The sequence below is a fragment of the Mesorhizobium sp. USDA 4413 genome, assembly GCF_056280365.1.
On sequence record NZ_JBVPRP010000001.1, the window covers coordinates 4129935 to 4156366 of the forward strand.

24 protein-coding genes are annotated in these 26432 nt (G+C 63.5%); 12 read left to right on the top strand and 12 right to left on the bottom strand.

Features of this window, described 5'->3' with window-relative positions; genetic code table 11:
• Positions 1 to 16: 16 nt before the first annotated feature.
• The 4 genes from accB to ACVMIM_RS20150 all read right to left on the bottom strand — a co-directional run bounded on the left by accB (position 17) and on the right by ACVMIM_RS20150 (position 3378).
• Positions 17 to 487: an acetyl-CoA carboxylase biotin carboxyl carrier protein gene (gene accB, locus ACVMIM_RS20135; RefSeq protein ID WP_278050818.1), complete on the bottom strand. Its 471-nt coding sequence runs from the start codon at positions 485 to 487 to the stop codon at positions 17 to 19.
• A 26-nt stretch (positions 488 to 513) separates the two neighbouring features.
• Entirely contained in the window at positions 514 to 948 is a 435-nt protein-coding gene (aroQ, locus tag ACVMIM_RS20140) for a type II 3-dehydroquinate dehydratase (RefSeq protein ID WP_278050819.1), read from the bottom strand.
• A 130-nt stretch (positions 949 to 1078) separates the two neighbouring features.
• Positions 1079 to 1906, bottom strand: coding sequence for a DsbA family protein (locus ACVMIM_RS20145; protein WP_476114126.1), 828 nt, complete (start codon positions 1904 to 1906; stop codon positions 1079 to 1081).
• Positions 1907 to 1965: 59 nt separating this feature from the next.
• Positions 1966 to 3378: a M48 family metalloprotease gene (locus ACVMIM_RS20150; protein ID WP_476114127.1), complete on the bottom strand. Its 1413-nt coding sequence runs from the start codon at positions 3376 to 3378 to the stop codon at positions 1966 to 1968.
• A gap of 184 nt (positions 3379 to 3562) precedes the next feature.
• On the opposite strand from ACVMIM_RS20150, the gene ACVMIM_RS20155 reads away from it, so the two are divergent.
• Both ACVMIM_RS20155 and ACVMIM_RS20160 read left to right on the top strand, forming a co-directional pair.
• The gene (locus ACVMIM_RS20155) at positions 3563 to 4711 is read left to right on the top strand and encodes a pyridoxal phosphate-dependent aminotransferase (RefSeq protein WP_476114128.1); all 1149 of its coding nucleotides are present in this window, start codon (positions 3563 to 3565) and stop codon (positions 4709 to 4711) included.
• 5 nt (positions 4712 to 4716) lie between these two features.
• Positions 4717 to 5646 (top strand): glutaminase, encoded by a 930-nt coding sequence (locus ACVMIM_RS20160; protein ID WP_476114130.1) that lies wholly within the window; start codon positions 4717 to 4719, stop codon positions 5644 to 5646.
• A 245-nt stretch (positions 5647 to 5891) separates the two neighbouring features.
• On the opposite strand, the gene ACVMIM_RS20165 is transcribed toward ACVMIM_RS20160, so the two are convergent.
• Positions 5892 to 8882: an Rne/Rng family ribonuclease gene (locus tag ACVMIM_RS20165; RefSeq protein WP_476114131.1), complete on the bottom strand. Its 2991-nt coding sequence runs from the start codon at positions 8880 to 8882 to the stop codon at positions 5892 to 5894.
• A 92-nt stretch (positions 8883 to 8974) separates the two neighbouring features.
• On the opposite strand from ACVMIM_RS20165, the gene ACVMIM_RS20170 reads away from it, so the two are divergent.
• From ACVMIM_RS20170 to ACVMIM_RS20210, 9 genes are all read left to right on the top strand, one after another.
• The gene (locus ACVMIM_RS20170; protein ID WP_476114132.1) at positions 8975 to 9112 is read left to right on the top strand and encodes a hypothetical protein; all 138 of its coding nucleotides are present in this window, start codon (positions 8975 to 8977) and stop codon (positions 9110 to 9112) included.
• 415 nt (positions 9113 to 9527) lie between these two features.
• Positions 9528 to 10781, top strand: a complete 1254-nt coding sequence (locus ACVMIM_RS20175) for an N-acetylmuramoyl-L-alanine amidase (RefSeq protein ID WP_278050827.1) — start codon at positions 9528 to 9530, stop codon at positions 10779 to 10781.
• Positions 10782 to 11014: 233 nt separating this feature from the next.
• A complete protein-coding gene (locus ACVMIM_RS20180; RefSeq protein WP_476114134.1) occupies positions 11015 to 13471 on the top strand; it encodes a penicillin-binding protein 1A in 2457 nt (818 codons plus the stop codon).
• A gap of 125 nt (positions 13472 to 13596) precedes the next feature.
• A protein-coding gene (prfB, locus tag ACVMIM_RS20185; RefSeq protein WP_476114135.1) for a peptide chain release factor 2 occupies positions 13597 to 14728 on the top strand; the annotation gives its coding sequence in 2 pieces (ribosomal slippage) (positions 13597 to 13662 and positions 13664 to 14728; 1131 coding nt in all).
• A 39-nt stretch (positions 14729 to 14767) separates the two neighbouring features.
• Positions 14768 to 15163, top strand: coding sequence for a GFA family protein (locus tag ACVMIM_RS20190; protein WP_476117308.1), 396 nt, complete (start codon positions 14768 to 14770; stop codon positions 15161 to 15163).
• A gap of 299 nt (positions 15164 to 15462) precedes the next feature.
• Positions 15463 to 15840 carry a hypothetical protein gene (locus ACVMIM_RS20195; protein ID WP_476114137.1) on the top strand — a complete coding sequence of 126 codons (378 nt, stop codon included), beginning with the start codon at positions 15463 to 15465 and terminating at the stop codon, positions 15838 to 15840.
• Positions 15841 to 15994: 154 nt separating this feature from the next.
• Complete coding sequence (locus ACVMIM_RS20200; RefSeq protein WP_071036034.1) at positions 15995 to 16363, top strand: GFA family protein; 369 nt, start codon at positions 15995 to 15997, stop codon at positions 16361 to 16363.
• A 136-nt stretch (positions 16364 to 16499) separates the two neighbouring features.
• Positions 16500 to 17150 (top strand): YiaD family glycine zipper/OmpA-like lipoprotein, encoded by a 651-nt coding sequence (locus ACVMIM_RS20205; RefSeq protein WP_476114139.1) that lies wholly within the window; start codon positions 16500 to 16502, stop codon positions 17148 to 17150.
• 256 nt (positions 17151 to 17406) lie between these two features.
• Entirely contained in the window at positions 17407 to 18015 is a 609-nt protein-coding gene (locus ACVMIM_RS20210; protein ID WP_476114140.1) for a hypothetical protein, read from the top strand.
• Between the two features lie 79 nt (positions 18016 to 18094).
• Here the strand turns inward: ACVMIM_RS20210 and ACVMIM_RS20215 are convergent, their stop codons facing one another.
• The 7 genes from ACVMIM_RS20215 to ACVMIM_RS20245 all read right to left on the bottom strand — a co-directional run bounded on the left by ACVMIM_RS20215 (position 18095) and on the right by ACVMIM_RS20245 (position 25648).
• Entirely contained in the window at positions 18095 to 19636 is a 1542-nt protein-coding gene (locus tag ACVMIM_RS20215; protein ID WP_476114142.1) for a DEAD/DEAH box helicase, read from the bottom strand.
• Between the two features lie 267 nt (positions 19637 to 19903).
• A complete protein-coding gene (locus tag ACVMIM_RS20220) occupies positions 19904 to 20677 on the bottom strand; it encodes an NAD kinase (protein ID WP_476114143.1) in 774 nt (257 codons plus the stop codon).
• Between the two features lie 426 nt (positions 20678 to 21103).
• Positions 21104 to 21862: an MBL fold metallo-hydrolase gene (locus ACVMIM_RS20225; RefSeq protein ID WP_476114145.1), complete on the bottom strand. Its 759-nt coding sequence runs from the start codon at positions 21860 to 21862 to the stop codon at positions 21104 to 21106.
• A gap of 3 nt (positions 21863 to 21865) precedes the next feature.
• Complete coding sequence (locus ACVMIM_RS20230) at positions 21866 to 22930, bottom strand: ABC transporter ATP-binding protein (protein WP_476114146.1); 1065 nt, start codon at positions 22928 to 22930, stop codon at positions 21866 to 21868.
• Positions 22927 to 23709 (bottom strand): ABC transporter permease, encoded by a 783-nt coding sequence (locus ACVMIM_RS20235; protein WP_476114148.1) that lies wholly within the window; start codon positions 23707 to 23709, stop codon positions 22927 to 22929. Before ACVMIM_RS20235 ends, ACVMIM_RS20230 begins: the two co-directional genes overlap by 4 nt.
• A 2-nt stretch (positions 23710 to 23711) precedes the next feature.
• A complete protein-coding gene (locus ACVMIM_RS20240; protein WP_476114150.1) occupies positions 23712 to 24557 on the bottom strand; it encodes an ABC transporter permease in 846 nt (281 codons plus the stop codon).
• 8 nt (positions 24558 to 24565) lie between these two features.
• Positions 24566 to 25648 (bottom strand): polyamine ABC transporter substrate-binding protein, encoded by a 1083-nt coding sequence (locus ACVMIM_RS20245; RefSeq protein WP_476114152.1) that lies wholly within the window; start codon positions 25646 to 25648, stop codon positions 24566 to 24568.
• A gap of 92 nt (positions 25649 to 25740) precedes the next feature.
• On the opposite strand from ACVMIM_RS20245, the gene ACVMIM_RS20250 reads away from it, so the two are divergent.
• A complete protein-coding gene (locus ACVMIM_RS20250) occupies positions 25741 to 26355 on the top strand; it encodes a TetR/AcrR family transcriptional regulator (RefSeq protein ID WP_476114154.1) in 615 nt (204 codons plus the stop codon).
• Positions 26356 to 26432 lie beyond the last annotated feature (77 nt).

Sequence of the window (26432 nt, forward strand, 5' to 3'; positions counted from 1 at the left end):
TTGGCTGTTCCCGACTCTACTCGAGGACCACCAGCGGCATTCCATACTCGACCGGCTGAGCGTCCTCGATGAGGATCGCGGTCACCGTGCCGGCGCGCGGCGAGGGGATCTGGTTCATCGTCTTCATCGCTTCGATGATGAGCAGGGTCTGGCCTTCCTTCACCTTCTGGCCGATCTCGACGAACGGCTTGGCGTCGGGCGAGGGCGCCAGATAGGCCGTGCCGACCATCGGCGAGGGCACGGCGTTCTTCGACGGATCGGCGGGCGCCGCGGCGGCGGCCGCGGCAGGCTGAGCCGGTGCAGGCGCCGGAGCCGCAGCGACCGCGGGCAGTGGCGCTGCAACCGCGTGGACGGCCTGCGACTGGCGCGACACGCGCACCTTCAGATCGCCGAGCTCGACCTCGATCTCGGTCAGATTGGTGTCGTTCAGAATGCCCGCCAGGTCGCGGATCAGCTGCTGGTCAACACCGTTCTTTTTTATCGACATTTTCGGGCCTTCTGTTTGGGGGTCGGTCACAGGCGTGCCGCCAGTGCCTGCAGCGCGAGCGTGTAGCCGAGCGGCCCGAACCCGCAGATCATGCCGACAGCGACCGGCGCGACCATGGAGACGTGGCGGAAGGGCTCCCGCGCGTGGATGTTGGAAAGGTGGACTTCCGCGACGGGCAGCGGCGCGATAGAGCGGATGGCGTCGTGGATGGCGATCGAGGTGTGGCTGTAGGCGCCGGGATTGATGACGATTCCGGAAGCCTTGTCGCCGGCTTCCTGGATCCAGTCGACCAGATCGCCCTCATGGTTGGACTGGCGAAAATCGATCTCGAGTCCGAGCGCGGCGCCCGCCGCCTTGCAATCCTCGGCGATGGCTGCAAGCGTTTTGCCGCCATAAATTCCCGGCTCGCGCTTGCCGAGCGCATTGAGATTGGGACCGTTGAGGACGAAAATCGTTTTCAATATGGCGACCTTGTTCTACGCCGGCCCCGAGCCGGCGCACTGGCCTCTATAATGGGCATAGCCGCCCGCGAAAAGAGCGCAAGTGCGTTCTTGCGCTGTCCACAGCGGCCGGTTTTACATCCGCAAGCGCTTACAGCGCGCTCTTGGCCTGTTCGATCTTTTCCGCCAGAACCTGCTGGCCGAGCGCTCCGAAGATCACCTCGTTGCCGACCACGTAGGACGGCGTGCCGGTGATCGACAGTTTCGTCGCAAGGTCATAGGTGCGCGACAGCGTTTCGGCGATGCGCGGATCCTTCATCTTTTCACGCAGCGCAGCCTCGTCAGCGCCGAGCGAAAGCGCCACCTTGATGGCGGTCGCTTCGGTGGCGCGGCCTTGGCCACCCAGCAGCGCGGTGTGGAATTCGCCGTATTTCTCCGGATGCATCAGGTGGAACGCCATGGAAACGACGCTGGCCTTCTGCGAATCCGGGCTGAGGATCGGGAATTCCTTGAGTACGAAACGCAGGTCCGGATCGGACTTGGTCAGCGCCTGCATGTCCTCGATGGCGCGTTTGCAGAAGCCGCAATTGTAGTCGTAGAACTCGACGATCGTGACCTTGCCCTTCGGATTGCCGACGACGCCGTCGAAGGTGGAGTTGAAGATCTCGTCCTTGGCATCCTTGATGACGCCGAGTGCCGCGAGCCGCTGCTCTTCCTTCTGCTTGGCCTCGAGCGCGTCCTGCACCTCGAGCAGAACCTCCGGGTTCTTCAAGAGATAGTCGCGAATGATGCCCTCGACCTCCTTCCGATCGATCTTGGTGTCGGCGGAGCCCTTGCTATCGATGGAGGACGTGACCTGCGCCACTTGCGCGGTGTCGGCCTTCGCGGTCTGGGGGTTCCCCGCGACGAAGCCGAAGGCCAGCATGCCGAGCGCTACCGTCAGACCGCCAGCACTGCCAAGCAGGATTGCCTTGTTCATGATCGTCGATCCTTTTGCCTATCCTGGTGCGCCTTGGTCGCGGCCAGCGCCCCGGAGGTTCATTTGAGTTTGTTCGATGGCGTGTAGTTTATAATATCCTGAGCGCGGACCCAGCGGGGTTCGCCGTGCTTCAATTTCTGTTGAGCGCGCATGGCGAAGATCTTCGCGTTCTTGTAGTCGCCCGAGTAGTAATGGCCCTCGGCGGTGGCGAGATCTGCGGCCGGAACGTCGCCGAGTTCGCCATAGGCTTGCGCCAGAAAGCGATAAGCATCGGAATTCTCTCTGTCGCGCCCGACGCCGTTGTTGAGCTGGGTGACGGCCTTCTTGAGCGAATCGGGTGTGCCGACCGCCATCAGCGCCTGTCCGAGGGAGATCAACAGCAAGCCGGAGCGTGCGGGATCGAGGCTGACCGCCTTGGCATAGGCGTCCGCCGCATCCTTCGGCTTGTTGATCTTCATCAGGATGTCGCCGCGCAACTCCTGGAAATACGGGTTCTTCGGCTGTTCCTTGATCAGCGCCGCCGTCTTGGTCAGCGCCGCGCCCGGATTGCCGTAGAGATAAGTCTGCTGCGCATCGCCGTAGCGCGAGGCGAGGCTGGTCGGGTTCTTGCGCATCAGCCGCGCGACGGCCGCCTGGCCCTGCATATAGGCGGCGATCTTGATGCGCATCATGTCGTGCCGCTGCTGCAGCGCCGGCGGGTCGACAACGCTGACGAACGGACTTTGCTTGACGAGCACTTCGAGGTTGGCGATGCGCTCCTGCGGCATCGGATGGCTGATCCGATAGGGGTCGACCTGGGTGCCGGCCAGCGACAGCGCACTCTGGAAGCGGCCGAAGGTCTTAAGCATGCCCGTGCCGGACTGGCCGGTGGCGTTGAGATAGGTGATCGCCGAGCGGTCGGCGGTGATCTCTTCGGTGCGCTGATAGGCAAGGATCGAGCGCTGCGCCATCTCACCGCCGCCGGCCGCGACGCCCATGCCGGCGCCGGCAAGGCCGCGGCTGTTGGTGGTGGCCCCGGCAACCATGGCGCCGGCGCCGAGCAGCGTGGCGATGATGGCCATGGTCTTGGCCCGGTCGAGTTGGTCGCGCAGTTTCTGCTGGTGCCCGCCGGCGATATGGCCGGCCTCGTGCGCGATGACGCCGATGATCTCGTTCGGCGTCTCGGCGGTCACCAGCGCGCCGGTGTTGATGAACAGGCGCCGTCCTGTGACGAAGGCGTTGAAGCTCGAATCATTGACGAGGACGATGTCGATGCCGTCATTGGCGAGCCCCGCCGCCTTGAAGATCGGCCGGGCATAGTCGCGCACCAGCGCCTCGATTTCGGCGTCCCGCACCACCGGCACGCCTTGCGCCAAGGCGCTGACCGAGCTCGACACGGCAACGGCGGCGGCAAGCATAAGCGTCGCGAAACCGCGCGCGGTTCGGCTGAGGGAGGTCGATTCGCCAATCGATGGTCGGGGTCGGCTCAACATAGGTCCACTGGTAGACGAGCGGGCGAAAGATGAAAAGTCGGCACCGGCAACTTCCTGCGCGCTTGTGATCCCCACATCAATCGGGCATTTGTGCGGCGCTGTCCCGTAACTAGGGCAGTTCAAAGGCAAGTCTGCGCTCCTTGCATCCAGAATTCGCCGGAATAGGCAGGTTGGAAGAGGTAAAATGGTCGTTTCGCTTTCGTGCCGGGGGGAAGTCGAGCCCTTCCACGCCATGGACATCCTGGCCGAAGCCAACCGGCTGAAAGCCACCGGCGTGCCCGTCGTGTCGATGGCCGTCGGCCAGCCGTCGGATCCGGCGCCGGTCGGCGTCCGCGAGGCGGCGGCCGCGGCGCTCAGGCACGGCCGCATCGGCTACACCGACGCCTTGGGCCTTGCCGACCTGCGCAAGGCGATCGCGGCGCATTATGGCGAGCATTACGGGATCGACGTCGCGCCGTCGCGCATTGCCGTCACGACCGGTTCGTCGGCCGCCTTCAACCTCGCCTTCCTGGCCATGTTCGATCCGGGCGACCGCGTCGCCATCGCCGCGCCCGGCTATCCTGCCTACCGCAACATCATGGCCGCGCTCGGCATCGAAATCGTCGAGATCGAACTCGGCGCGGACGCCTATCTGCACGCCGAGCATCTGAAGGCCGCCCATCGCGAGAAGCCGCTGAGGGGTGTGCTGTTCGCCAGCCCCGCCAATCCGACCGGCGCGGTGATTCCGGCGGACGAGCTCGCTGCGCTGGTCAGAACGGCCGAGGAACTCGGCATCGCCGTGATCTCGGACGAGATCTATCACCGGCTGGCCTATACGGCGCCCGATCGCACCGCGCTGGCGCATGGCGCCGGCGTCACCGTGATCAACTCCTTCTCGAAATATTATTGCATGACCGGCTGGCGCATCGGCTGGATGGTGCTGCCGGAAGAACTGGTGCGGCCGATCGAGCGTGTCGCCCAGAGCCTCTACATCTCGCCGCCGGAACTGTCGCAGATCGCGGCGATCGAGGCCTTCAAGGCGACCGAGGAGTTGGAAAAGGTGAAGGCGCGTTATGCCTGGAACCGGGACCTTCTGATGAAGCGTCTGCCGGAACTCGGCTTCGCGCTCGCCGCCCCAATGGACGGCGCCTTCTACGCTTTCTGCGATATCACCCGCCACACCAATGACAGCATGGCCTTTGCACGCAAGATGTTGGCCGAAGCGCATGTCGCGGCGACGCCCGGCCGCGATTTCGACCCGCTGCAGGGCCACCGCACCATGCGCTTTTCCTATGCCGGCAGCCATGACGACATGGTCGAGGCGCTGGCGCGCATCGAACGCTGGCTGAAATAGAAGCCATGCCGGAACTCGATCAGGCACTGGCGGAAGTTGCCGCCGACATGGCGGAGCGCACCGATCGCGGCGAGGTGGCGACCTACATCCCGCAGCTCGGCAAGGTGGATCCGAAGAAATTCGGCATCGCCGCGGTGACCAATGACGGGCGGGTCCTTCTTGCCGGCGATGCCGATCAGCCCTTTTCGATCCAGAGCGTCTCGAAAGTCTTCACGCTCACGCTGGCGCTTGGCAAGGTGGGCGATGCGCTCTGGCATCGCGTCGGCCGCGAGCCGTCCGGCAATCCGTTCAATTCGATCGTCCAGCTCGAGCACGAGAACGGCATACCGCGCAATCCGTTCATCAATGCCGGCGCCATCGTCGTGTCCGACGTCCTGCTCGCCGGCCATCAGCCGCGCGAGGCGATCGGCGAAATCCTGCGCTTCATCCAGTTCCTCGCCGACGACGAGACGATCATCGTCGACCGCGAAGTGGCCGCATCCGAACGGGCCACCGGCTACCGCAACTTCGCTCTGGCCAACTACATGAAGTCTTTCGGCAATCTCCATCATGAGCCGGAGCTGGCGCTGGGTGTCTATTTCCACCATTGCGCGATCGCCATGAGCTGCCGCCAGCTCGCCATGGCCGGCCGCTTTCTGGCCAATGGCGGCAGGAACCCGGCGACAGGGCATTCTGTCGTGTCGGCCGAGCGGGCCCGCCGCATCGGCGCGCTGATGCTGACCTGCGGCCATTATGACGGTTCCGGCGATTTCGCCTTCCGCGTCGGCATTCCCGGCAAAAGCGGTGTGGGCGGCGGCATTCTCGGCATCGTGCCGGGGGTTGCTTCGCTGGCGGTGTGGTCGCCCGGCCTCAACGAGAACGGCAACTCCAAGCTCGGCTCCATCGCGCTCGAGAAGCTCGCCCGAATGATGAACTGGTCGATTTTTGCGCCTTAAAAGCAATTCCAGGAAAAGTGCGCAGCGGTTTTCCGTTCGAAATTGCGTGAACAAAAAAAACAGCAATTCCAGGAAAAGTGCGCAGCGGTTTTCCGTTCGGGGTTTCGTCAACAAAACAGCAATTCCAGGAGAAGTGCGCAGCGGCTTTCCGTCCTGCTCGGAAAGAGTTGTCGGCGAAACGAAAAATCCCGCGCCAGGCCAGGCGCGGGATTTTTTTAAAAGATCGGTCTAACAACCGGAAAGGTTTAGAAAAAACCCTTGCGCTGCCACCAGCCGGCGCGCTTCGGCTTGTCCTCGGCCTTGGCCTCGTCGGACACGTTCGAGGACACGACGGGAACAACCGGCGCGTCGATCGACTGCGGCTTGCGCCGCGTCGGATGCGCGTTGGCGGCGGGCTCCGCCTCGGCCGCCGCGGGTGCGGCAGCCGCCGGCTCCGGCTCCGGCTCGGGCTCGACTGTCACTGGCGCGGCCTGGGCTTCCGCCACAGGCTCCGACACCGTCTCGGCGACGGTTTCCTCGGCCGCCTTTTTGGCTCGTGAACGGCGCGGTTTCTTCGGCTTTTCGGCCGTCTCGGCATCTTCATTGGCGGCGGCGGGAGCGGCAGGCTGCTCGGGTGCGGCTGCAACAACCGGCTCGCCGGCGGTTTCCTCACCCTCCGCCGCTTCGTCCTCGGTGTCGCCGGCAGTCTCGCCGGCAATTGCCTCCGAAGCCTCGTCTTCACGGCGGTTGCGCTTGCCGCCGCGTTTGCCCCGCCGGCGCTTCTTGGCCGCGCCCTCCTCCGTTGTCGCTGCCACGGCCTCGCCGCCGGCGGTCACCTCCTGAGCTGCTTCTTCGGCCGCATCCGTGGCGTCACCGGTTGCTTCCCCGGTTTGGGCCGGCGCGGCTGCGACATCCGCATTGTGCTCACGGTCGCGATCCCTGCCGCCGCGCCGCCGCCGGCGCTTGCGGCGTCTGCGGCCTTCGCCATCCTCGGAGCGCTGCTGGTGCTGGCCCTGCTGCTGCGGGTGGCGCGGCTGTTCGGCCTGGACCGTAACCTCTTCTTCCTCCTCCTCGACGACGATCTCGTCCTCGGGCTCTTCCGGCTCGACATAGGCCGGCAGGCTGCGCACTTCGACAAAGCCTTCCGGCTTTTCGGCGATGGCGCCACGGAAGATCGCGTAATGCTGGGTGCCGAGCGTCTCGTCGGCCTCGATCGTGATGGTCAGGCCGAAACGGGCTTCAAGCTCCACCAGATTGGCGCGCTTGTGGTTGAGCACATAGAGCGCGGTCGCGGCCGGTGTGCGCACGATGATGTGGCTGCGGGAATCCTTGAGCAGGAATTCCTCGATCGCCCGCACCACCATCAGCGCCACGGAAGAATCGGAGCGCACGTGACCGGTACCGCCGCAATGCGGGCAGGGCTTCATGGTCGATTCCAGCACGCTGGCGCGGATGCGCTGGCGCGACATCTCCATCAGGCCGAAATGCGAGATGCGGCCGACCTGGATGCGGGCGCGATCGTTCTTGAGGTGATCCTTCAGCCGCTTCTCGACGGCGCGGTTGTTGCGGTTCTCCTCCATGTCGATGAAGTCGATGACGATGAGACCGGCAAGGTCGCGCAGTCTCAACTGGCGTGCGACTTCCTCGGCCGCTTCCAGATTGGTATGGAGCGCGGTCTCCTCGATCGAATGCTCCTTGGTGGAGCGGCCGGAGTTGACGTCGATCGAAACCAGCGCCTCGGTCTGGTTGATGATGATGTAGCCGCCGCTCTTCAGCGTCACCTGCGGCTGCAGCATGCGGTCGAGCTGCGCCTCGATGCCGTTGCGCACGAAGATGGGGGTCGTGTCGCGGTAGGGCTGAACCACCTTGGCATGGCTCGGCATCAGCATGCGCATGAAGTCCTTGGCCTCGCGATAGCCGTCCTCGCCGGAGACCAGGATCTCGTCGATATCCTTGTTGTAGAGGTCGCGCACCGAGCGCTTGATCAGGCTGCCTTCCTCATAGACCAGGGCAGGGGCGGTGGATTGCAGCGTGAGGTTGCGGACATTCTCCCACAGCCGCATCAGATATTCGTAATCGCGCTTGATCTCGGCCTTGGTGCGGCTTTCGCCGGCGGTGCGCAGGATGACGCCCATGCCCTGCGGCACTTCGAGGTCGGCCACGACCTCCTTCAGGCGCTTGCGGTCCTGCGCGTTGGTGATCTTGCGCGAGATGCCGCCGCCGCGCGCCGTGTTGGGCATCAGCACCGAATAGCGGCCGGCAAGCGAGAGATACGTGGTGAGAGCCGCGCCCTTGTTGCCGCGCTCTTCCTTGACCACCTGCACCAGAAGGATCTGCCGGCGCTTGATGACTTCCTGGATCTTGTACTGGCGACGTACCGGCTTGCGGCGGTTGCGGATCTCCTCGAGCGCGTCTTCGGCGCCGACCGATTCGACCTCGTGCTCGTCCGAATGCGAGGACGAGACATCCTCCAGCATGCCGCGATCAGTGTCGCTGGCGGCGGCTTCGCCGCTCTGCTCGGACTGATCCGTCTGCGGGACGGCTTCGGAAATCACGTCGGCGTCGACGCTCGCGGCGATCGATGTGGGCCCGCCTTCGGACGGTTTCCCGTCCTCGTCGTCGGCATCTTCGGCCGCTACGGCGTCGCCGCCAGTCTCAGCGGCAGGCCCTTCAGGCGTTTCCGGCACGGCCTCGGCGGCCTCGGAGACCATCTCGGCATTTTCCGCCCGGGCATCGCCGGTCTCGCCGCCGGCATCTTCGTTATTCACCGCCTCGGCAGCGGTTTCCTCGGCCGCTATGCCCTCAGCCGGGCTTTCCCCGCTTTCAGGGGAAGCGGCGACTTCGGCATCGTGCTTGTGCTCGCCGCGGTCGCGGTTCTTGCCGCCGCGACGCCGGTTGCGCCGGCCGCCGCGATCGCGCGCCTGCTGCTCTTCGCCGCTCTCGGCCTCCTCGTCGTCCTCGTCCTCGGCTTCCTGCGCTTCGGCGCGCAGCAGAGCCTGACGGTCGGCGACCGGGATCTGGTAATAATCGGGATGGATTTCACTGAAGGCGAGGAAACCGTGACGGTTGCCGCCATACTCGACAAAGGCTGCCTGGAGGGAAGGTTCGACGCGCGTTACGCGGGCGAGGTAGATGTTTCCTTTGAGCTGCTTCTTGTCCTGGGATTCAAAGTCAAATTCTTCGATGCGGTTACCGCGAACGACGACAACGCGTGTTTCCTCCGGGTGGGAGGCGTCTATCAGCATCTTGTTGGGCATTATCTTGTTTCCTGCCGGCAGCCGACGGCCGCAGCTGGCGTGGCAACGCCCGCCGCTGTGCGCCTGTATCTGTGTGCATGCCGGATAATTGAATGTCCGCTAGCCGCCGCTTCAGCGCGATGGCGGTGCCGCCCGCAGCCACTATGGCGCGGTTTGATGCGGACCTTTCCATGATTGCGCTTGAAGCCATCGGCACCCAGCAGAACCTTTTGAACCAAAGCCCGGGCTGAGCCGGACCAGCTTGTTGCTCACGAAGAGCCGGCGCGGGCAACCCCGGCCGTTTTCCTCACGCAAGCGATTCCCCCGCCACGGGAGCACGCTTGCGAAAATCGTCGCGACCACCTGAGCCTGGAAGGATAACGGAGCCGCCTTTGCATCCGGCCTTTGGCAGGAAACCGCTGAGGCGAGCGGTTCCAGGATTGCAGTGATCCAACGTCGCTTTTATGATTTGGCGGGATGGAAGGCAACCCCGATTTCGGATGCCGGCAAAAAGCGCTTCCGCAGGGGAAGGTGCCTTTCGTCGCGCTCCATGAAAGGCTTGGTTAACCTTCTCTGAATACCAATCGTTAATCGAATTGGTGGCCTGACGGGCACTCTGCAGGAAGACCGGACGCAAGGCGTCAAACCGGGAGCGGCGGATAAGAGATGGGATCGGCGGGCACCGCGGACAAGAGGGGTAGGGCCGCCGGGCATGTCCTGCGCCTGGCTTGGCTCGCCTTGCTGGTGACCATCCTGTCCTGTTTCGCGGCCGCGCACGCCGATACCCTGCTTGGCGCAACCGGCTACAAGATGGCCGGCGACGCCGCAAAGATGCGCATCGTCTTGAACTTCGACCGCGAACCGGACATCAAATGGTTCCTGCTGCGCGGCCCCTATCGCCTGGTCGTCGACCTGCCGCGCACGCGATTCGCTCTCGACGCCAAGGATGTGAAGCCGCGAGGCCTCGTGCGGGCCGTCCGCTACGGCGATCAGGGGCACGGTTCGCGCCTGATCCTCACTGGCAAGGGACCTTTCGCCGTCGACAAGCTCGACGTGCTCAAGAATGACGACGGCAGCGGCTATCGCATCGCCATCGACATGTCGGCCGCTTCCGAACGGGAGTTCGACGAAGCACTTGCCAACCAGGCGCTGACGACCGGTTCGACCGTTTCCGCCGGAAAGGGCGAGCGGGTCGGCACCGGACCGATCTCGGCGCCCGGCCATCGCTTCACGGTGGTTATCGACCCTGGTCATGGCGGCGTCGATGGCGGGGCTGAAAGCTCCGCCGGGACGGTCGAGAAGGACGTTACGCTCGCCTTTGCCAAGGAACTGCGCGACAAGCTGGCCGCGGTCGGCAAATACGATGTCTATATGACGCGCGACAATGACGTGTACCTGGCGCTGGACGAACGCGTGCGCATCGCGCGCCAGCATGAGGCCGACCTTCTGATCTCCATTCATGCCGATACGATCGCCGTCAAAGGGCTTCGCGGCGCCACGGTCTACACGCTGTCGGACAAGGCTTCCGATCCGGAGGCCCAGGCGCTCGCCGATCGCGAGAACCTCTCCGACCAGTTTGCCGGGATGAAGATCGAGGACGACAACAAGGAAGTCACGGACATCCTGATCGATCTGATCCGCCGTGAAACCCATAGTTTCTCGATGAGCTTCGCCCATACGCTGGTCGGTCAGCTGTCGACCAGCGTCGGCTTGATCAACAATCCGCAGCGTTCGGCAGGCTTCAGGGTGCTCAAGGCCCCGGACGTGCCGTCGGTTCTGGTTGAGCTTGGCTACCTGTCCAACGTCAAGGACGAGGCGCAACTGCTCAGCGCCGACTGGCGCGGCAAGGCGGCGCAAAGCATAACAAACGCTGTCGCCCTGTTTGCCGCCGCCAAGGCCGGAACCGCGACGGGCGGCTGAGCCCGGCCGCACCCTGCCCACAACCGCCGGGGCGCCTGCAACCACAAGCGGCGTTGCACGAGGACAACACCCGGCGTTATTATTTGGCAACCGAGTCCTCAAATTTCGCGCTGCCGTATTTTGTCCACATGGTCGCGACATGGGTTTTTGATTGCGGATTGGGACCGCCCCGGGAAGCTTGCGCGACTGTCGGCTTCGTTTAGGAAATTCCCGAATCTCGGACTGGAGCGGGCATGATTCGTCTCATCGGCTATTTCTTCGGCATCGGCACGACGCTGGCGCTGCTGGTGGCGGCCGCCCTTGCCGTCTATATCAGCCATCTGACGAAGGACCTGCCCGACTACGAGGTTCTGGCCAAATACGAACCGCCGGTGACGACGCGCATTCACGCTTCCGACGGTTCGCTGATGGCCGAATATGCGCGCGAACGGCGTCTCTATCTGCCGATCCAGGCCATCCCGGACCGCGTCAAGGCCGCCTTCATGTCGGCCGAGGATAAGAACTTCTACAACCATCCCGGCATCGACATCACCGGCCTGGGGCGCGCCATCATCGTCAACCTGCAGAATCTCGGCTCCGGCAGGCGGCAGGTCGGCGCCTCGACGATCACGCAGCAGGTGGCGAAAAACTTCCTGCTCACCTCCGACCAGACCTATGAGCGTAAGATCAAGGAGATGATCCTGGCCTTCCGCATCGAGCAGGCCTATTCGAAGGACCGCATCCTCGAGCTCTATCTCAACGAAATCTTCTTCGGTTTCGGCGCCTACGGCGTCGCGGGTGCTGCGCTCACCTATTTCGACAAGTCGGTCAACGAACTGACGGTCGCGGAAGCCGCCTATCTCGCCTCGTTGCCGAAGGGCCCGAACAACTATCACCCCTTCAAGCACGCCGATCGCGCGCTGGAGCGCCGCAACTGGGTCATCGATCAGATGGTGGAGAACGGCTACGTCACCCGCGAGGAGGGCGACAAGGCCAAGGCCGAACCGCTCGGCGTGACGCCGCGCCGCAACGGCTCCTATCTGTTCGCCGGCGAGTACTTCACCGAGGAGGTTCGCCGCCAGATCATCGCGCGCTACGGCGAGAACGCGCTTTACGAGGGCGGCCTGTCGGTGCGCACCACGCTCGATCCGAAGATCCAGCTCATCGCGCGCAAGTCGATGCAGAACGGCCTGCTCAAATACGACATGCTGCGCGGCTATCGCGGTCCGGTGACGCATATCGACATCTCCGGCGACTGGGGCGTGCCGCTCGGCAATGTGAAGGGTCTGGAGGACGTGCCGGAATGGACGCTGGCCGTCGTGCTCGATAGTTCGGCGAGCGGCCTCACCATCGGCCTTCAGCCGGCGCGGCAGGTTTCCGGCGATCTGGTCAAGGAACGTGTCCAGGGCACCGTCAGCAAGGAAGACATGGGCTTCGCCATGCGCCACTTCGTCAAAGGCAAGTCCGTCAGGGCGAAGTCTCCGGCAGAGGTGCTGGAACCCGGCGACGTGATCTTCGTGCAGAAGAACGAGGGCTCCGACAACACCTATATGCTGCGCCAGGTGCCGGAGGTCGAGGGTGGCCTCGTCGCCATGGATCCGCACACCGGCCGCGTGCTCGCCATGGTAGGCGGTTTCTCTTACGCGCAGTCCGAATTCAACCGAGCGACCCAGGCGATGCGCCAGCCCGGCTCCTCGTTCAAGCCGATCGTCTATTCGGCTGCGCTCGACAACGGCTACACGCCCGCCTCGGTGATCATGGACGGCCCCATCACCATCCAGAGCGGCAACACCACCTGGACGCCGAAGAACTATGACGGCACGGTCGCGGGCCCGGCCACCTTGCGCTCCGGCATCGAGAAGTCGCGCAACCTGATGACGGTGCGGCTCGCCAACGACATGGGCATGAAGCTGGTCGTGGAATATGCCGAGCGCTTCGGCGTCTACGATCATCTGGCGCCCTATCTGCCGATGGCGTTGGGCTCGGGCGAGACGACCGTCATGCGCATGGTGTCGGCCTATTCGATCATGGCCAATGGCGGCAAATCGATCAAACCCTCGCTCATCGACCGTATTCAGGACCGTTACGGCAAGACGGTGTTCAAGCAGGACGAGCGCGGCTGCGAGGGCTGCAACGCCACCGAATGGAAGAACCAGCCCGAGCCCGAGCTGGTCGACAATTCCGAGCAGGTGCTCGACCCGATGACCGCCTACCAGATCACCTCGATGATGGAAGGCGTGGTCCAGCGCGGCACCGGCGCCACCATTGGCGAGCTCGGCCGCCATATCGCCGGCAAGACCGGCACGACCAATGACGAGAAGGACGCCTGGTTCATCGGCTACACGCCCAACCTCGTCGTCGGCCTTTACATGGGCTACGACACGCCGCGCGGCCTTGGCCATGGCGCCACCGGCGGCGGTCTAGCGGCGCCGATCTTCAAGGACTTCATGCGCGTCGCGCTCGACGGCAAGCCGAACACCGATTTCCAGGTTCCGGACGGCATGAAGCTGATCGCCATCAACCGCAAGACCGGCATGCGCGCCGCCGAAGGCGACCCCAACACCATCGTCGAGGCGTTCAAGCCCGGCACCGGCCCGGCCGATAGCTACTGGGTGATCGGCATGGGCGCCGACGGCTCGAACGGCTCGGGCGGAGCGCTGTCGCCTCAGGCCAACCAGGCCATCCAGGACGGCGGCGGCGGTCTCTACTGACCTCTGCATTTTAGAATGGGCCGGCGAGAAACCGCCGGCCCATTTCGCTTTACAGGCGGCGATGCCGTGCCTATGTATCGCGCCTATTCCAAAAAGACCGAAAAGAACAGGACCGAACGAAAGCCATGCGCGCGGAAACGGAAAACATTGTCGACGAGATCAGGCAGGCGATAACCCTGCTGAGGAGGCATCTTTGACTGGGATCAGGCTGTAAAGCGGCTTGAGTACCTGAATTCGCGCGCCGAGGATTCCAGCCTCTGGAACGATCCGATCGAAGCGCAGAAGCTGATGCGCGAGCGCCAGGAGCTCGAGGACGGCATCGCCGCCGTCAAGGGACTGACCCAGGCGCTGGAAGACAATATCGGCCTGATCGAGCTTGGCGAGGAAGAGGGCGACGATAGCATCATCGCCGAGGCGGAGGCGGCGCTGCGCTCGATGCAGGGCGAGGCGAAGGCCCGTCAGGTCGAGACGCTGCTCTCCGGCGAGGCCGACGCGAACGACACCTATCTGGAAATCCATGCCGGCGCCGGCGGCACCGAGAGCCAGGACTGGGCCTCGATGCTCCTGCGCATGTATACGCGCTGGGCCGAGCGCCGCCGTTTCAAGGTCGAGGTGCTGGAAGTCCATGACGGCGAAGAGGCGGGCATCAAGTCGGCCACCGTGCTGATCAAGGGCCACAATGCCTATGGCTGGCTGAAGACCGAGTCCGGCGTCCACCGCCTGGTGCGCATCTCCCCCTACGACAGCAACGCGCGGCGCCACACCTCCTTCGCCAGCGTCTGGGTCTATCCGGTCATCGATGACTCGATCGAGATCAATGTTTCCGAATCCGATGTGCGCATCGACACCTATCGTTCCTCAGGTTCAGGCGGCCAGCACGTCAACACCACCGACTCGGCGGTGCGTATTACCCATCTGGCGACCGGCATAGCGGTCGCCTGCCAGGCCGAGCGCTCGCAGCACAAGAACCGCGCCAAGGCCTGGGAAATGCTACGCTCGCGCCTCTACGAGGAAGAGTTGAAGAAGCGCGAGGCGGTCGCCAACGCCACGGAGGCGTCGAAGAGCGACATCGGCTGGGGGCATCAGATCCGCTCCTACGTGCTGCAGCCCTATCAGCTCGTGAAGGATCTGCGCACGGGCGTCGAAAGCACCTCGCCGTCGAGCGTGCTCGATGGCGACCTCGACGAATTCATGGAAGCCTCGCTCTCTCATCGCATCGAGGGTGGCGCGGGCGAAGCAGTGGCGGACCTGGACTAAAGCTGCGCGTCACATCGGAGGACGAGGCCGTTGACTCGGATGCTTGCGGGGAAATGCTTCTGCGGCGCCGTCCACTATGAAGTGGCGGACGAATTCGCTTACGGCGCCAACTGCCATTGCTCCAACTGCCGGCGCACGACCGGGTCGGCGTTCAAACCCTTCGCCGGCATCGAGCGCGGCAAGTTCCGTCTCAGCGCCGGCGAGGACAGACTGCTGATCTTCGGCGACGAGAGCGGCCATGACGCGCATTGCGGCCGATGCGGCTCGCTGCTCTATTCGCTGGTCCGCGATGGCGCCTATGTCCATGTCGCCATGGGGACGTTGTTGGACGATCCAGGCATTCGCCCGAGCGCACATATCTTCGTCGATTCAAAGGCGCCGTGGTTCACGATTGCAGACGATCTGCCGCAATATCGTGAACATGTCGACGCCTGAGCACCGGGAACCTCCGTCAGCGGAACTTCGTTCTTAGGCACCCTGGGCGCAGCCCTGCCGTCTGGTTCTTGCCAGCCAAGTCTGCGCATCTTTCCGTCGCCGAAGCTTGAAGCTCGGCGCGCCGCCACGGTGCGTCCACTTCTTGCGCTGGCTATGGAATCGGCTCAGCATTCGGGCTGTGGGATAGAAGCATTTATGGCCGGACGCGGCAATAACTGCGACTGACGATCCGGCCGCTGGGAAGATACGTTCCGGGAACGGGCAAGCGAAAACGCTTGATGCTCGAAAGGAACGTTTCGATGTCTGCTGCCATATCAAGATCGGCCCAAGCCGTTCGACCGGCTGGCCGACTGTTGTTTTCCCTCTTCGCTGTTGGAGCCATTGCGGTGCTGGCGCCTCCGGCCATAGCGCACGACGCCCAACCCACGGCGGCCATGCCGCAAGGCTGGAAATACCCCTTTGCATGCTGTGCCAACTTCGACTGCAAGGAGGTGCCGCAGTCGTCCATCAGCGAGCGGCCGGAAGGCTATGTCATAATGGGCACGGGCGAGGTGGTGGCCTACAGTGACAAGAGGATCAAGAACTCGCCCGACGGCGAATACCACTGGTGCGCGCACCAGGCAGGGCTCGACGCCGGCAAGACCATTTGTCTGTTCGTGCCGCCGCCCTCCTATTAAGGCTCGAACCTGCCGCGGGAGGCGAGGCGCAAACCTCCACCCGCGGCAGGAGATGCTTGCCAACCCTGCTGACAGACGGTTGTCAGGACGGCTTCTTTATGTTGCCTTGCCACCGAGCAATATGGGCGTGGCGGACAACGGGAGAGGTAAGTTTATGACCATCAAAGGCAGCTGCCACTGCAAGGCGACAACCTTCGAGGTTGCCGAGGCGCCGCAGACAGTGACGCAATGCACATGCTCGTTCTGCTCGAAACGCGGGTCGCTATGGGCCTACTATGTGCCGTCGCAATTCAAGCTCACGAGCCCGCCGGAGAACGTCTCCTTCTATCGCTGGGGCTCGAAGACCGTGAAGCATGGCTTTTGCGCCATTTGCGGTTGCGGCACCTTCACCGAAACACCTGACTGGTCGACCGGGAAGCCGGATTTTGACAATCCGAAGATCAGCGTCAATTCGCGCCTGTTCGACGATTTCGACTTGGACAAGGTCGAGGTTGTGGTCATCGACGGCAAGAATTTGTGGTAGAGGCGAAGCGGGAACGACCACCGTGTTTTGCGGCCGCATTCCCGTTCCGTTTTTCGCCGCATTTCATGCTACAAGGCTGCGGAAGGGCTGATTTGGCGCGGCCGCAAGGGCCGCGAATTGGAGAGGGACCAATCTTATGAAGAAGACCGTGCTCGTCGTCGTGGCGACGGCTGTGCTGGTGAGCGCCTGCACCACCACCGATCCGTATACCGGCGACCAGAAGATTTCCAACAAGGCGGCCGGTGCCGGCCTTGGCGCGCTGGCAGGCGCCAGCCTTGGTCTGCTTGCTGGCGGTAATGACCGCCGCAACGCCTTGATCGGCGCCGGCATCGGCGCTCTTGCCGGCGGCGCGATCGGCGCGACCATGGACCAGAACGAGGCCGAGCTTCGCCGCCAGCTGCAAGGCACCGGCGTCAGCGTCACCCGCAGCGGCGACCAGATCATCCTCAACATGCCGTCCGATATCACCTTCAATGTCGACCAGGATGCGGTGAAGCCGGGCTTCTATCCGGTGCTGAATTCGGTCGCGCTGGTGCTGAAGAAGTTCCGTCAGACCACGGTGGATGTCTTCGGCCACACCGATTCGACCGGCAGTGACCAGCACAATTTCGACCTGTCGCAGCGGCGCGCGCTTGCCGTCGCCAATTATCTGGCCGGCCAAGGCGTCGATTCCCGCCGCTTCGCCGTCACCGGTTTCGGCAAGACACGCCCGATCGCATCCAATGCGACGGCTCAGGGCCGCGAACAGAACCGGCGCGTCGAAATCCAGCTGTCGCCGCTCACCTGAGAGACATCGCGCCCGGCGGCGCCACCCATCGAAGCAGAACGGCCCCACACGGGGCCGTTTTCGTTCGGGCAAGGTCCAAAGACCGGTCATAGGATATAAGTTTATTCTAATTTTCTAATTGACGCTTTTCCAGAACCGGGGAAAGGACTACCATCGTGCTGTTCCAGAGGGGATGGGGCGGTCCAAACCGGCCGCGCAATCAGCATCTGCCGCCCCGGTCTTGCACGGCCAGATCACGGGAATCTGGGAGGAATGCATGACAAGAACAGCTCGCCTCGGGCGCTGCGGCGTCCTCATTTTGACTGGGCTATTGGGCGCATGGCTCGGAGCCGCCACGGCTCGGGCAGAGGATGCCAACAAGGCCGATATCGAAGCCCTGAAGAAGTCGCTTGCCAAATATGAGGACTACACCGCCGCAGTCCGCGACCTGTATTTATCGACCGTCGGCTGCGTCCACTACGCTGGCGAAAAGATAGACGGCGCGATGTATTATCCGAAGGGTGCCATGGGCATCCATTTCGTCAACGTGCCGAGCGTCGGCAAGCCGCTCGACCCGATGAAGCCCAATGTCCTGATCTATGAGCCGACCAAGAAAGGCTTGAAACTGGTCGGCGTGGAATGGCTGGTGCCGCTGACGCCGGATACGAAGGAGGTTCCGACCCTGTTCGGCCAGAAATTCATGGGACCGATGGAAGGACACTATCCGCTCATTCCGAGGGAGTTCGTCCATTACGATCTTCACGCCTGGCTGTTCAGTGACAATCCGAACGGCATGTTCAGCCCGACCAACCCGAACGTGAAATGCAACAAGGCCGATTTCCCCATGCTGGAGAAGCCGACCAAGATGATGCCCGGGCCAATGTAGGGCAGGGCGCGCCGGACTTGCAAAACGAAACGGCCCCGCTCGGGGCCGTTTTTCATGTCTGCTTCTGCCGGTCTGGAGCTCAGACTTTCGCGACGATCCGCATGAAGGCTGGCACGTCGTCGCCGAAGCCGACGGTCGCGTCGTCTTCCTCTTGGCGGTGGCGGCCGGGGCGGTCGCGCTGCGGTCGGGCGTCGCCGCGCTGCTCGTGGCGGTTGCCCGATCCCTTGCGCTCGTTCTCGGAACGGATCGCATCCTTGCGGGCGCGGCGTTCGGCGATATCGGCCACTTCGGCGACCGGCTGCTCTTCGCGCGCGGTATCGGGCGTCTCGTCGCGCTTGGCGTGACGATCCTTCTTGCGCTCGCCCCGGTCCTTGCGATCTTCGTCCTTGCGGCCGGCCCGGCGCGGCACGCCGCGGCCACGGCGGGGCGCATCCTCGCCCTCGCTCTCGGTCACGGTCGAAAGGTCGCCGTCATGCCATTCGATCTTGGTTCCGATCAGCCTCTCGATGGCGTCGACATATTTGGTGTCGGCACGCGTGGCGATGGTGAAGGATTTGCCGGAGCGCCCGGCCCGGCCGGTGCGGCCGATACGGTGAACGTAGTCCTCGGCATGGATCGGCACGTCGTAGTTGAAGACGTGGCTGACATCGGGAATGTCCAGGCCGCGCGCGGCGACGTCCGAGGCGACGAGGTAGCGCAGCTTGCCGTCGCGGAAATTGTTGAGCATCTGCATGCGGGCGCGCTGGTCCATGTCGCCATGCAACGCGCCGGCATCGAAATCATGCTTCAAGAGCGAGCGGAACAGTTCCGACACTTCGACCTTGCGGTTGCAGAAGATGATGGCGTTCTTCAGCTCGTCGCTTTCGGCCCGCATCAGATTGCGCAGCGTCTCGCGCTTCTCCCACGGCTTCGTGCCGGACTTCACCAGCCGCTGCGTGATGCTGGTCGCGGTGGAGGCGGCGCGCGAGACCTCGACGCGCACCGGCGCGTGCAGGAATTTCTCGGTGAGCTTGGTAATTTCCGGCGGCATCGTCGCCGAGAAGAACAGCGTCTGGCGCGTGAACGGGATCATCTCGCAAATGCGCTCGATATCGGGGATGAAACCCATGTCGAGCATGCGGTCGGCCTCGTCGATGACGAGGATCTCGACGCCGTTGAGCAGGAGCTTGCCGCGCTCGCGGTGGTCGAGCAGACGGCCGGGCGTCGCGATAAGCACGTCGGCGCCGCGCTCGAGCTTCTTGTCCTGCTCGTCGAAGGAGACGCCGCCGATCAGAAGCGCGATATTGAGCTTGTGGTTCTTGCCGTATTTGACGAAGTTTTCCTCGACCTGCGCGGCGAGCTCGCGCGTGGGCTCGAGGATGAGCGTGCGCGGCATGCGGGCCCGCGCCCGGCCCTTTTCCAGCCGCGTCAGCATCGGCAGCACGAAGGAAGCGGTCTTGCCGGTTCCCGTCTGGGCTATGCCCAGCACGTCCTTGCCGAGCAGCGCATGCGGGATGGCGCCGGCCTGGATCGGAGTCGGCTTGGTATAGCCGGCATCTGAGACTGCGGAGAGGACCTTCGGCGAAAGGCCAAGGTCTGAGAATGTCAACGCTTCTTGAGCGGTCTGAGTGTCTGCGGACAAGTGGTGGCTGTCTTTGGCTGGTTCGGAAAAAAATCGCAACACGCGTTGCGGCAGGCGCCGCGCGCCTGCAAGATCGCGGTTGCAGTTAGGCGCAAGTCCGCGATTTGTCAACAGAAACAGCCGGGAATCCGGCGATTGTGAAGACGTAACCTTAATTCACGATGCTTAAGGCGCGTCGTATCGAACCGAATCAGGCTACGCGCTTTAAATCTTTGCTCGATGCATTGAGCGACATGCATTGATCGGAAACAATATCGTTGCGCCGGCTCAGTAGCGGAACTGCTCGGCAAGGATACGTTCGTTCCAGGAATGGTTCGGATCGAAGAGTAAAGTTGCCGTCGCTGTCGGCGATTCCCGCACCGTGACGGAGGCCACCGCCTTGACCTCGGTGTGGTCGGCGGCGGCATTCACCGGGCGCTTTTCGGCTTCCAGGATGTCGAAGCGCACCGTCGCCTTGTTGGAGAGCAGCGCGCCACGCCAGCGGCGCGGCCGGAAAGGACTGACCGGCGTTAGCGCCAGCAGCGGCGCGTCGAGCGGCAGGATAGGCCCATGCGCCGACAGATTGTAGGCGGTGGAGCCGGCAGGCGTCGCAATCATCACGCCGTCGCAGTTCAGCTCCTCAAGCCGCACCTGGCCGTCGACGGTGATGCGGATCTTCGCGGTCTGGTAGGACTGGCGCCACAGCGCGACCTCGTTGATGGCCGGCGCCGAAACGGATTCGCCGTCATGCGTCACGGCGACCATTTCCAGCGGCCGGATCGTCTCGGCAACCGCGTTGGCGATGCGATCCTCAAGTCCGCCGGCGCGATATTCGTTCATCAGAAAGCCGATGGTGCCACGGTTCATGCCGTAGACCTTCTTGCCCGTGCTCATCGTCTCGCGCAGCGTCTGCAGAAGAAAACCGTCGCCGCCGAGCGCGACAATGATCTCGGCCTCCGCGACAGGCACCTGCCCATAACGCGCCGACAGGCTTTCCCGCGCCGCGCGGGCGTCGTCGGTGTCGGAAGAGACGAAGGCGAAACGGCTGGCGGCTTTGCTCATGGCTCCCGGAGGGCGACCGTCTGGGAGGCCGCGCCGGCGACGGCGTAGCATGCACTGCCCGTATCTGTGAAGGGCGCTGAGGCCGGCGGGTCACACCGACAATCGCGCTTCATGACAGGGGCGACATGAATGTGATGGCCGCAATGGTTAAGACGAGGCTTAAACACTCGTAAAGCCGGATCGATCATGTTAGCCGACAGTGGATGGGTTGGCGGGGGCTGGCCAGTCGAGAGACCTGTCTATTGCCGGTAACGCGTCTGATTATAGTCTTCCTGATGATGGGAAGTTTCGCGCTGATGTTCGCCGAACTCGTGCGTCATTCGGAAGAGATGAGCCAGCGGCCGCAGCCGACGGCTTCCCGCTGCGGGGACGCCACGGGAATGCCTTGCCCGCAAAGGGCGCTGTAGGCCTCGCTTTTCCGCTCGCTCAGCCACCTTGCAGGTGACAGCCCGGCTTGTGTCTGCCCGCGACATATTCGTCGATGAGTTGCCGGAAGCGCACCTTGCCGAAGCTCGGAAAATGGCCGCCATGCACGACCGAGACGTCGAGCTCGCGCAGGGAAAGCAGAGACTCGACATAGTCATCGATGTCCGAGTGGTAGACGTCGTCGATCAGCGGCCCGTCATAGACGATGTCGCCGGACAAGAGGATGCCGGTCTTTTTCTCGTAAAGCGCGATGCCGCCCGGCGAATGACCCGGTGTGTGGATGACCTCGAAGGCGCGGTCGCCGAGGTCGACGACATCGCCATGCTCGAGCAGCCGGCCGGCTGGCGCGGGCGGGATGCGGTAGCGCGCCGTGTCCCAGCCTTCCGGCGCGCTGTCGAACATCTCTTCATTGGCGTAACGGTCCGCCACCGTCCATTCGTTGCGCGGATCGGCCAGAATTGCGGCTTCGGCCGAGTGCACGCAGCGGTCCGGGAATTCGTGGTGGCAGCCGATATGGTCGAAATGCGTGTGGCTGGCCACGCAAGTAAGCCTGCGCTCGGTCACCAACGGCACATGGCGCCGCAGGCTGAAATGGCCAAGGCCTGTATCGAACAACAGGTCGCGGTCGCGCCCGCGCACATGCCAGATGTTGCAGCGGAAGAATGGCTTTATCCACGGCTCATGGACGAGCGTGACGTCGTCGCCCATGCGGATGGTTTCATACCAGTCCGGAGCCTCGATGACTGGAAGCGTGCTCATGGATCAGTCCGCCAGCAGGATAATGTCTTGAGCGTCGCATGAAACCGGGATCGTGTCGCCTGCCTGAACGGTGGCGGAAGCGGGAGCCTTGGCGATGAATTGCAGCGCGGCATCCAGCGTCGAGGTGGCCAGCACGCGCTTGAAACTGCCCTGGAAGACGACATCGTCGATCGTGGCCATGCCCAGCGCGACGTCGCCCTTCGCTTCGCCGAGGACAATGTGCTCGGGTCTGATGGCGAGCGCGACTGGGGAGCCGGCTGTCAACGCGCCAGGCAGTGAAATCGGCCCGACCGGGGTCGAGGCCGTGACGATCCCGTTCCTCGCCTCGGCCACGGTGCCGGCAAGAATCGTGCTCTCGCCCATGAAGGTCGCGGAAAAGCGCGTCGCCGGCCGCGCATAGACACGCTCGGGCGGGCCTTCGTCCTCGATGCGGCCGTCATTCATCACCACGCAATGGTCGGCCAGCGCCATCGCTTCTTCCTGGTCGTGCGTGACGTGGATGAAGGCGGTGCCGACACGCTTCTGGATCGCCTTCAACTCGTCCTGCATCTGCCGGCGCAGCTTGAGATCGAGCGCGCCGAGCGGCTCGTCGAGGAGCAGCACTGCCGGTTCGATGACCAGCGCACGAGCCAGCGCCACACGCTGGCGCTGGCCGCCGGAGAGCTGATGCGGCTTCTTGTCGAAGGCGGCTGCCAGCCCGACGAGGGCCAACGCATCGCGCGCCTTCGCCGCCCGCGTCGCGCCGTCGACGCCTTGCATGCGCAGCCCGAAACCGACATTGCCGCCGACGCTCATATGCGGAAACAGCGCATAGTCCTGAAACACGGTCGTCGTCGGGCGTTTGGCCGGCGGCACGGCGGTGCAATCCACGCCGCGGATGAAGACCTTACCTTCGCTGGGCGTGACGAAGCCGCCGAGGATCGAAAGCAGCGTCGTCTTGCCGGAGCCCGATGGCCCGAGCAGGATCGTGTAGCTGCCGGGCTCGATGGCGAGCGAGACGTTCTTGAGCACCGGAAGCTGGCCGAAGCGATGCGAGACGTAGCGGATATCGACCAAGGGCGCGCTCATGCCGGCTTCCTCCGCAACAGGGTCAGCTCGAAAAACACCACAAGGACGATGGAGACGGCAAAGACCAGCGAGCCGACGGCATTGGTCTTGGGATTGAGGCCGGAACGCAAGAGGTTCCAGATTTCCACGGGCAGCGTCGTCTCGAAGCGGGTGAGCAGGAAGGAGATGACGAACTCGTCCCAGGAGAAGGTCATCGACAGGAAGAAGCCGGCGAAGATCGCCGGCGCCATGACCGGCACGGTGATCATGAGCAGCACCTTCCATTCGGCGGCGCCCAGATCGCGCGCGGCGCGCTCGATGTTGATCTGGTGGTCGCCCATCTGGCTGTAGATGATGGCGAAGCAGAGCGGCAGATTGATCACCACATGGCCGATCCCGGCTGCAAGCAGCGATTTCGGCACGCCGGCCCAGTTGAACAGCACCAAAAGCCCCATGCCGATAATCAGATAGCTGACCGTGAGCGGCAGCGTGATCAGCCCGCGCAGCAAGGCCGAGCCCGGCAGGACGAAACGCGCGAAACCCCAAGCGGAGAGAAAGCCGAGCGCGACCGAAGCGAGCGAGGAGAGCACCGCAACGAGCAGCGAATTGACCAGCGCCGAGGTGAGCCTCGTGTCGGACAAAACCGCCTGATACCAGCGCAGCGATGGGCCGGTGAAAGGCGGGATCGGGAAGGACGTCGCCTGGAGCGAAAACAGCACCAGCACGACCACGGGCAGGAAGATAAAGCCGTAGACGGCGACGGCGTAGACCCAGGCGGCGAGGCGGACGGCGGCGCGCATCTTCAGGCCCGCTCAATCTTCAGCCAGCGTGCGCAGGCGAGATAGGCGATGGTCACCACCGCCATGAGGATGATCGACAGCGCCGAGGCCAGCGGAAAATCGCCGCGCCGGCCGATCTGCATCATCACCAACTGCGGCATGACCAGCTCGTTGTTGCCGCCGAGGATCTGCGGCGTGATGTAGTCGCCGATGCAGAGCACGAAGGTGAGGAAGGCGCCGACCATGATGCCTGGTAAGGTGAGCGGCAGTACGACATGCAAAAAGGTGCGCACCGGCCCCGCGCCGAGATCGGCGGCGGCCTTGCGATAGCTCGGGCTGAGCTGCTTGAGATTGGCGAAGATCGTCAGCGTCAGAAGCATGACGAAGAAATGCACGAAACCGGTGGCGGTGGCGAAACGCGTGTTGGCAAGCTGCAGCGGCTTGCCGATCAGGCCGATGCCGGTCAGCGTCCGGTTGACGACGCCGTTCTGCGCCAGCACCAGCAGCCAGGAATAGGAGCGCACGACATAGGAGGTCCAGAACGGCAGCACGGCCAGCATCAGCGCCAGCCGTTGCCAGCGTTCCGGCACCTGTTCCGCAAGGATCCAGGCAAAGGGATAGGCAAGCAGGATCGAGATCACGGTGACGATCGCGGTGACCTCCAGCGAGTTCACCATCGCTCGCCAATAGGACGGATCGGTGAAGAACTGGCTGTAATTGGCGAAAGTGAACCCGCCGCCTTCATGCGCCGTGAGGCTGGAAAACCCCATGGCAATGAAGGGCAGCACGAAGAACAAAAGCGTCCACGCCAGCGCCGGCGTGACCAGCGCCCAGGGCAGGGCACGCGAATTGTTTCCTGTGAACGCCATCGATCGATTTACTGCGCCTGCAGCATCTCGGTCCACATGTCCTGCATCTTCTTGTCAAGGTCGGCGTTCGGCGCCGGATAGGCCTGGGCGCGGGCAAGGAAGCCTGGCTGCTCGTCGAAGCGCAGGATCTTCTTCTGCTCGTCGGTCAGCGCCGCCTTGGTGTTGGACGGCATGCCCCAATAGCAGGAGGAGGTGGCAAGCCGCGCCTGGCCTTCGGGGCTCAGGATGTATTGGATGAATTTCAGCGCCATGTCCTTGTTCTTGGAATCCTTGAACATGGCGAGCGACTGCGACCACAGCACCGCGCCTTCCTTCGGGATCGAGAAATCGAGCGCCGGGTTTTCCTTGGCAAGGCCCGCCGTCACCCATTCGCCGCCGCCGACCAATATGTCGACTTCGCCGGTTGCAAGCGCGGTCTGGCTGGCGGTGACTTCGCCGACCAGCTTGGCGTTGGCCTTCATCTTGAGCAGTTCGGCCTTGAGGGCAGGGAGGTCAGCCTCGGTGAGATCGGCGGTCTTCTTGCCGATGGCCAGAGCGGCCATGCCGATCACCGGCAGGTAATAATCGTAGATCGCGACCTTGCCCTTGTATTTGTCGCTGGTGAGCGAGGCCAGCGACTGCATGTCGGCCGGGTCGACCTTGCTCTTGTTGAAGCCTATCGTGTTGTAGCCGAATTTCTCGGTGATGCCGTAACGCTTGCCATCGACAATGGTTGACTTGTCCATCTTCACTTCGGGGAAGAGGTCGGCGAAGGGCAGTTTGTCCTCCGGCAGCGGTTCGAACAGGCCTTCCTCGACGCCACGCGGCACGTCGATGCTATCGATCACCATCACGTCCCAGTCGCCGGGCTGCGACTGCTCGACGATGGCCAGCCCCGCGCCGGTGCCTTCGAATTCCTTGACGTTGACCTTGACGTTGTTGGCCTGCTCGAAGGGCTGCAGCAGCGCCGGGTCGGAATGATCGCACCAGATCAGCGCGTTGAGATCGGCGGCCTGAGCACTGCCCGCCGCGACGAGCAGCGCCGCGGCCGCGCAAGCGGCTGCGAGATGAGACTTCAGGGTGGAAAGTGGAGTCCGGGCATTGACGGTCATCGAGTGTTCTCCCTGCCTTGCTGGCTTGTTGGAAGAAAAGTTGAACCAATTCCAAAATTGAGTCAATTATGATTTGTGGCAGAGAGACCGATATGAGCGGATTGCGCGAACGGCAGAAGGCGGAGCGGCACCGCCGCATTATCGATGCGGCCACAGCGCTGTTTCGCGAGGCGGGCTATGAAGGCGCCAAGATCGAGGCGATCGCGGCGCAGGCCGAGGTCTCGATCGGCACCATCTACAATTACTACCAGAACAAGGGCGACATTCTCGGCGCCATCGTCTCCATGGAGGTCAACGAGGTGCTGAATGCCGGGCGAGGGGTGGTCGCTAGCCCGCCCGCCAATGTTGGCGACGCGCTCGACACGCTGATCGGCATCTATATCGAGCACTCGCTCAACTATCTCAGCAAGGAGATGTGGCGCCAGGCGATGGCGATCTCGACGCAACTGCCCGACAGCCCCTTCGGCCAGGCCTACACCGCGCTCGACAGGGAACTGACCAAGCAGATCAGTGCCCTCGTAGTCCGCCTGCAGGAGATTGGCATTGTGCGCTCGGACATAGACGGACCGGCGGTCGGCGAGCTGATCTTCAACAACATGAACATGATGTTCATCGAGTTCGTGAAGCGCGACGAGGCGAAGATACCGGACCTGCGTGCGGCGATACGAAGGCAGAATGGGGTGCTGGTGACGGCGATCGGGGTATGAGGATGTCAGGAGCGGACAAGAAAGTTGTCGTTTCAACGGCAAACAAGCTGCCGCCGCCGCTGACCCGATGGACGACG

Excerpts from the sequence above, each read along its gene's own strand:
- ACVMIM_RS20205 (WP_476114139.1), top strand. The coding sequence starts at position 16,500 with ATGAAGAAGACCGTGCTCGTCGTCGTGGCGACGGCTGTGCTGGTGAGC.
- ACVMIM_RS20235 (WP_476114148.1), bottom strand. The coding sequence starts at position 23,709 with ATGCGCGCCGCCGTCCGCCTCGCCGCCTGGGTCTACGCCGTCGCCGTC.
- ACVMIM_RS20240 (WP_476114150.1), bottom strand. The coding sequence starts at position 24,557 with ATGGCGTTCACAGGAAACAATTCGCGTGCCCTGCCCTGGGCGCTGGTC.
- ACVMIM_RS20160 (WP_476114130.1), top strand. The coding sequence starts at position 4,717 with ATGCCGGAACTCGATCAGGCACTGGCGGAAGTTGCCGCCGACATGGCG.
- ACVMIM_RS20200 (WP_071036034.1), top strand. The coding sequence starts at position 15,995 with ATGACCATCAAAGGCAGCTGCCACTGCAAGGCGACAACCTTCGAGGTT.
- ACVMIM_RS20150 (WP_476114127.1), bottom strand. The coding sequence starts at position 3,378 with ATGTTGAGCCGACCCCGACCATCGATTGGCGAATCGACCTCCCTCAGC.
- ACVMIM_RS20210 (WP_476114140.1), top strand. The coding sequence starts at position 17,407 with ATGACAAGAACAGCTCGCCTCGGGCGCTGCGGCGTCCTCATTTTGACT.
- ACVMIM_RS20145 (WP_476114126.1), bottom strand. The coding sequence starts at position 1,906 with ATGAACAAGGCAATCCTGCTTGGCAGTGCTGGCGGTCTGACGGTAGCG.
- ACVMIM_RS20230 (WP_476114146.1), bottom strand. The coding sequence starts at position 22,930 with ATGAGCGCGCCCTTGGTCGATATCCGCTACGTCTCGCATCGCTTCGGC.
- ACVMIM_RS20190 (WP_476117308.1), top strand. The coding sequence starts at position 14,768 with ATGCTTGCGGGGAAATGCTTCTGCGGCGCCGTCCACTATGAAGTGGCG.
- ACVMIM_RS20245 (WP_476114152.1), bottom strand. The coding sequence starts at position 25,648 with ATGACCGTCAATGCCCGGACTCCACTTTCCACCCTGAAGTCTCATCTC.
- ACVMIM_RS20165 (WP_476114131.1), bottom strand. The coding sequence starts at position 8,882 with ATGCCCAACAAGATGCTGATAGACGCCTCCCACCCGGAGGAAACACGC.
- ACVMIM_RS20155 (WP_476114128.1), top strand. The coding sequence starts at position 3,563 with ATGGTCGTTTCGCTTTCGTGCCGGGGGGAAGTCGAGCCCTTCCACGCC.
- ACVMIM_RS20225 (WP_476114145.1), bottom strand. The coding sequence starts at position 21,862 with ATGAGCACGCTTCCAGTCATCGAGGCTCCGGACTGGTATGAAACCATC.
- accB (WP_278050818.1), bottom strand. The coding sequence starts at position 487 with ATGTCGATAAAAAAGAACGGTGTTGACCAGCAGCTGATCCGCGACCTG.
- ACVMIM_RS20220 (WP_476114143.1), bottom strand. The coding sequence starts at position 20,677 with ATGAGCAAAGCCGCCAGCCGTTTCGCCTTCGTCTCTTCCGACACCGAC.
- ACVMIM_RS20250 (WP_476114154.1), top strand. The coding sequence starts at position 25,741 with ATGAGCGGATTGCGCGAACGGCAGAAGGCGGAGCGGCACCGCCGCATT.
- ACVMIM_RS20195 (WP_476114137.1), top strand. The coding sequence starts at position 15,463 with ATGTCTGCTGCCATATCAAGATCGGCCCAAGCCGTTCGACCGGCTGGC.
- ACVMIM_RS20180 (WP_476114134.1), top strand. The coding sequence starts at position 11,015 with ATGATTCGTCTCATCGGCTATTTCTTCGGCATCGGCACGACGCTGGCG.
- ACVMIM_RS20170 (WP_476114132.1), top strand. The coding sequence starts at position 8,975 with ATGTCCGCTAGCCGCCGCTTCAGCGCGATGGCGGTGCCGCCCGCAGCC.
- ACVMIM_RS20175 (WP_278050827.1), top strand. The coding sequence starts at position 9,528 with ATGGGATCGGCGGGCACCGCGGACAAGAGGGGTAGGGCCGCCGGGCAT.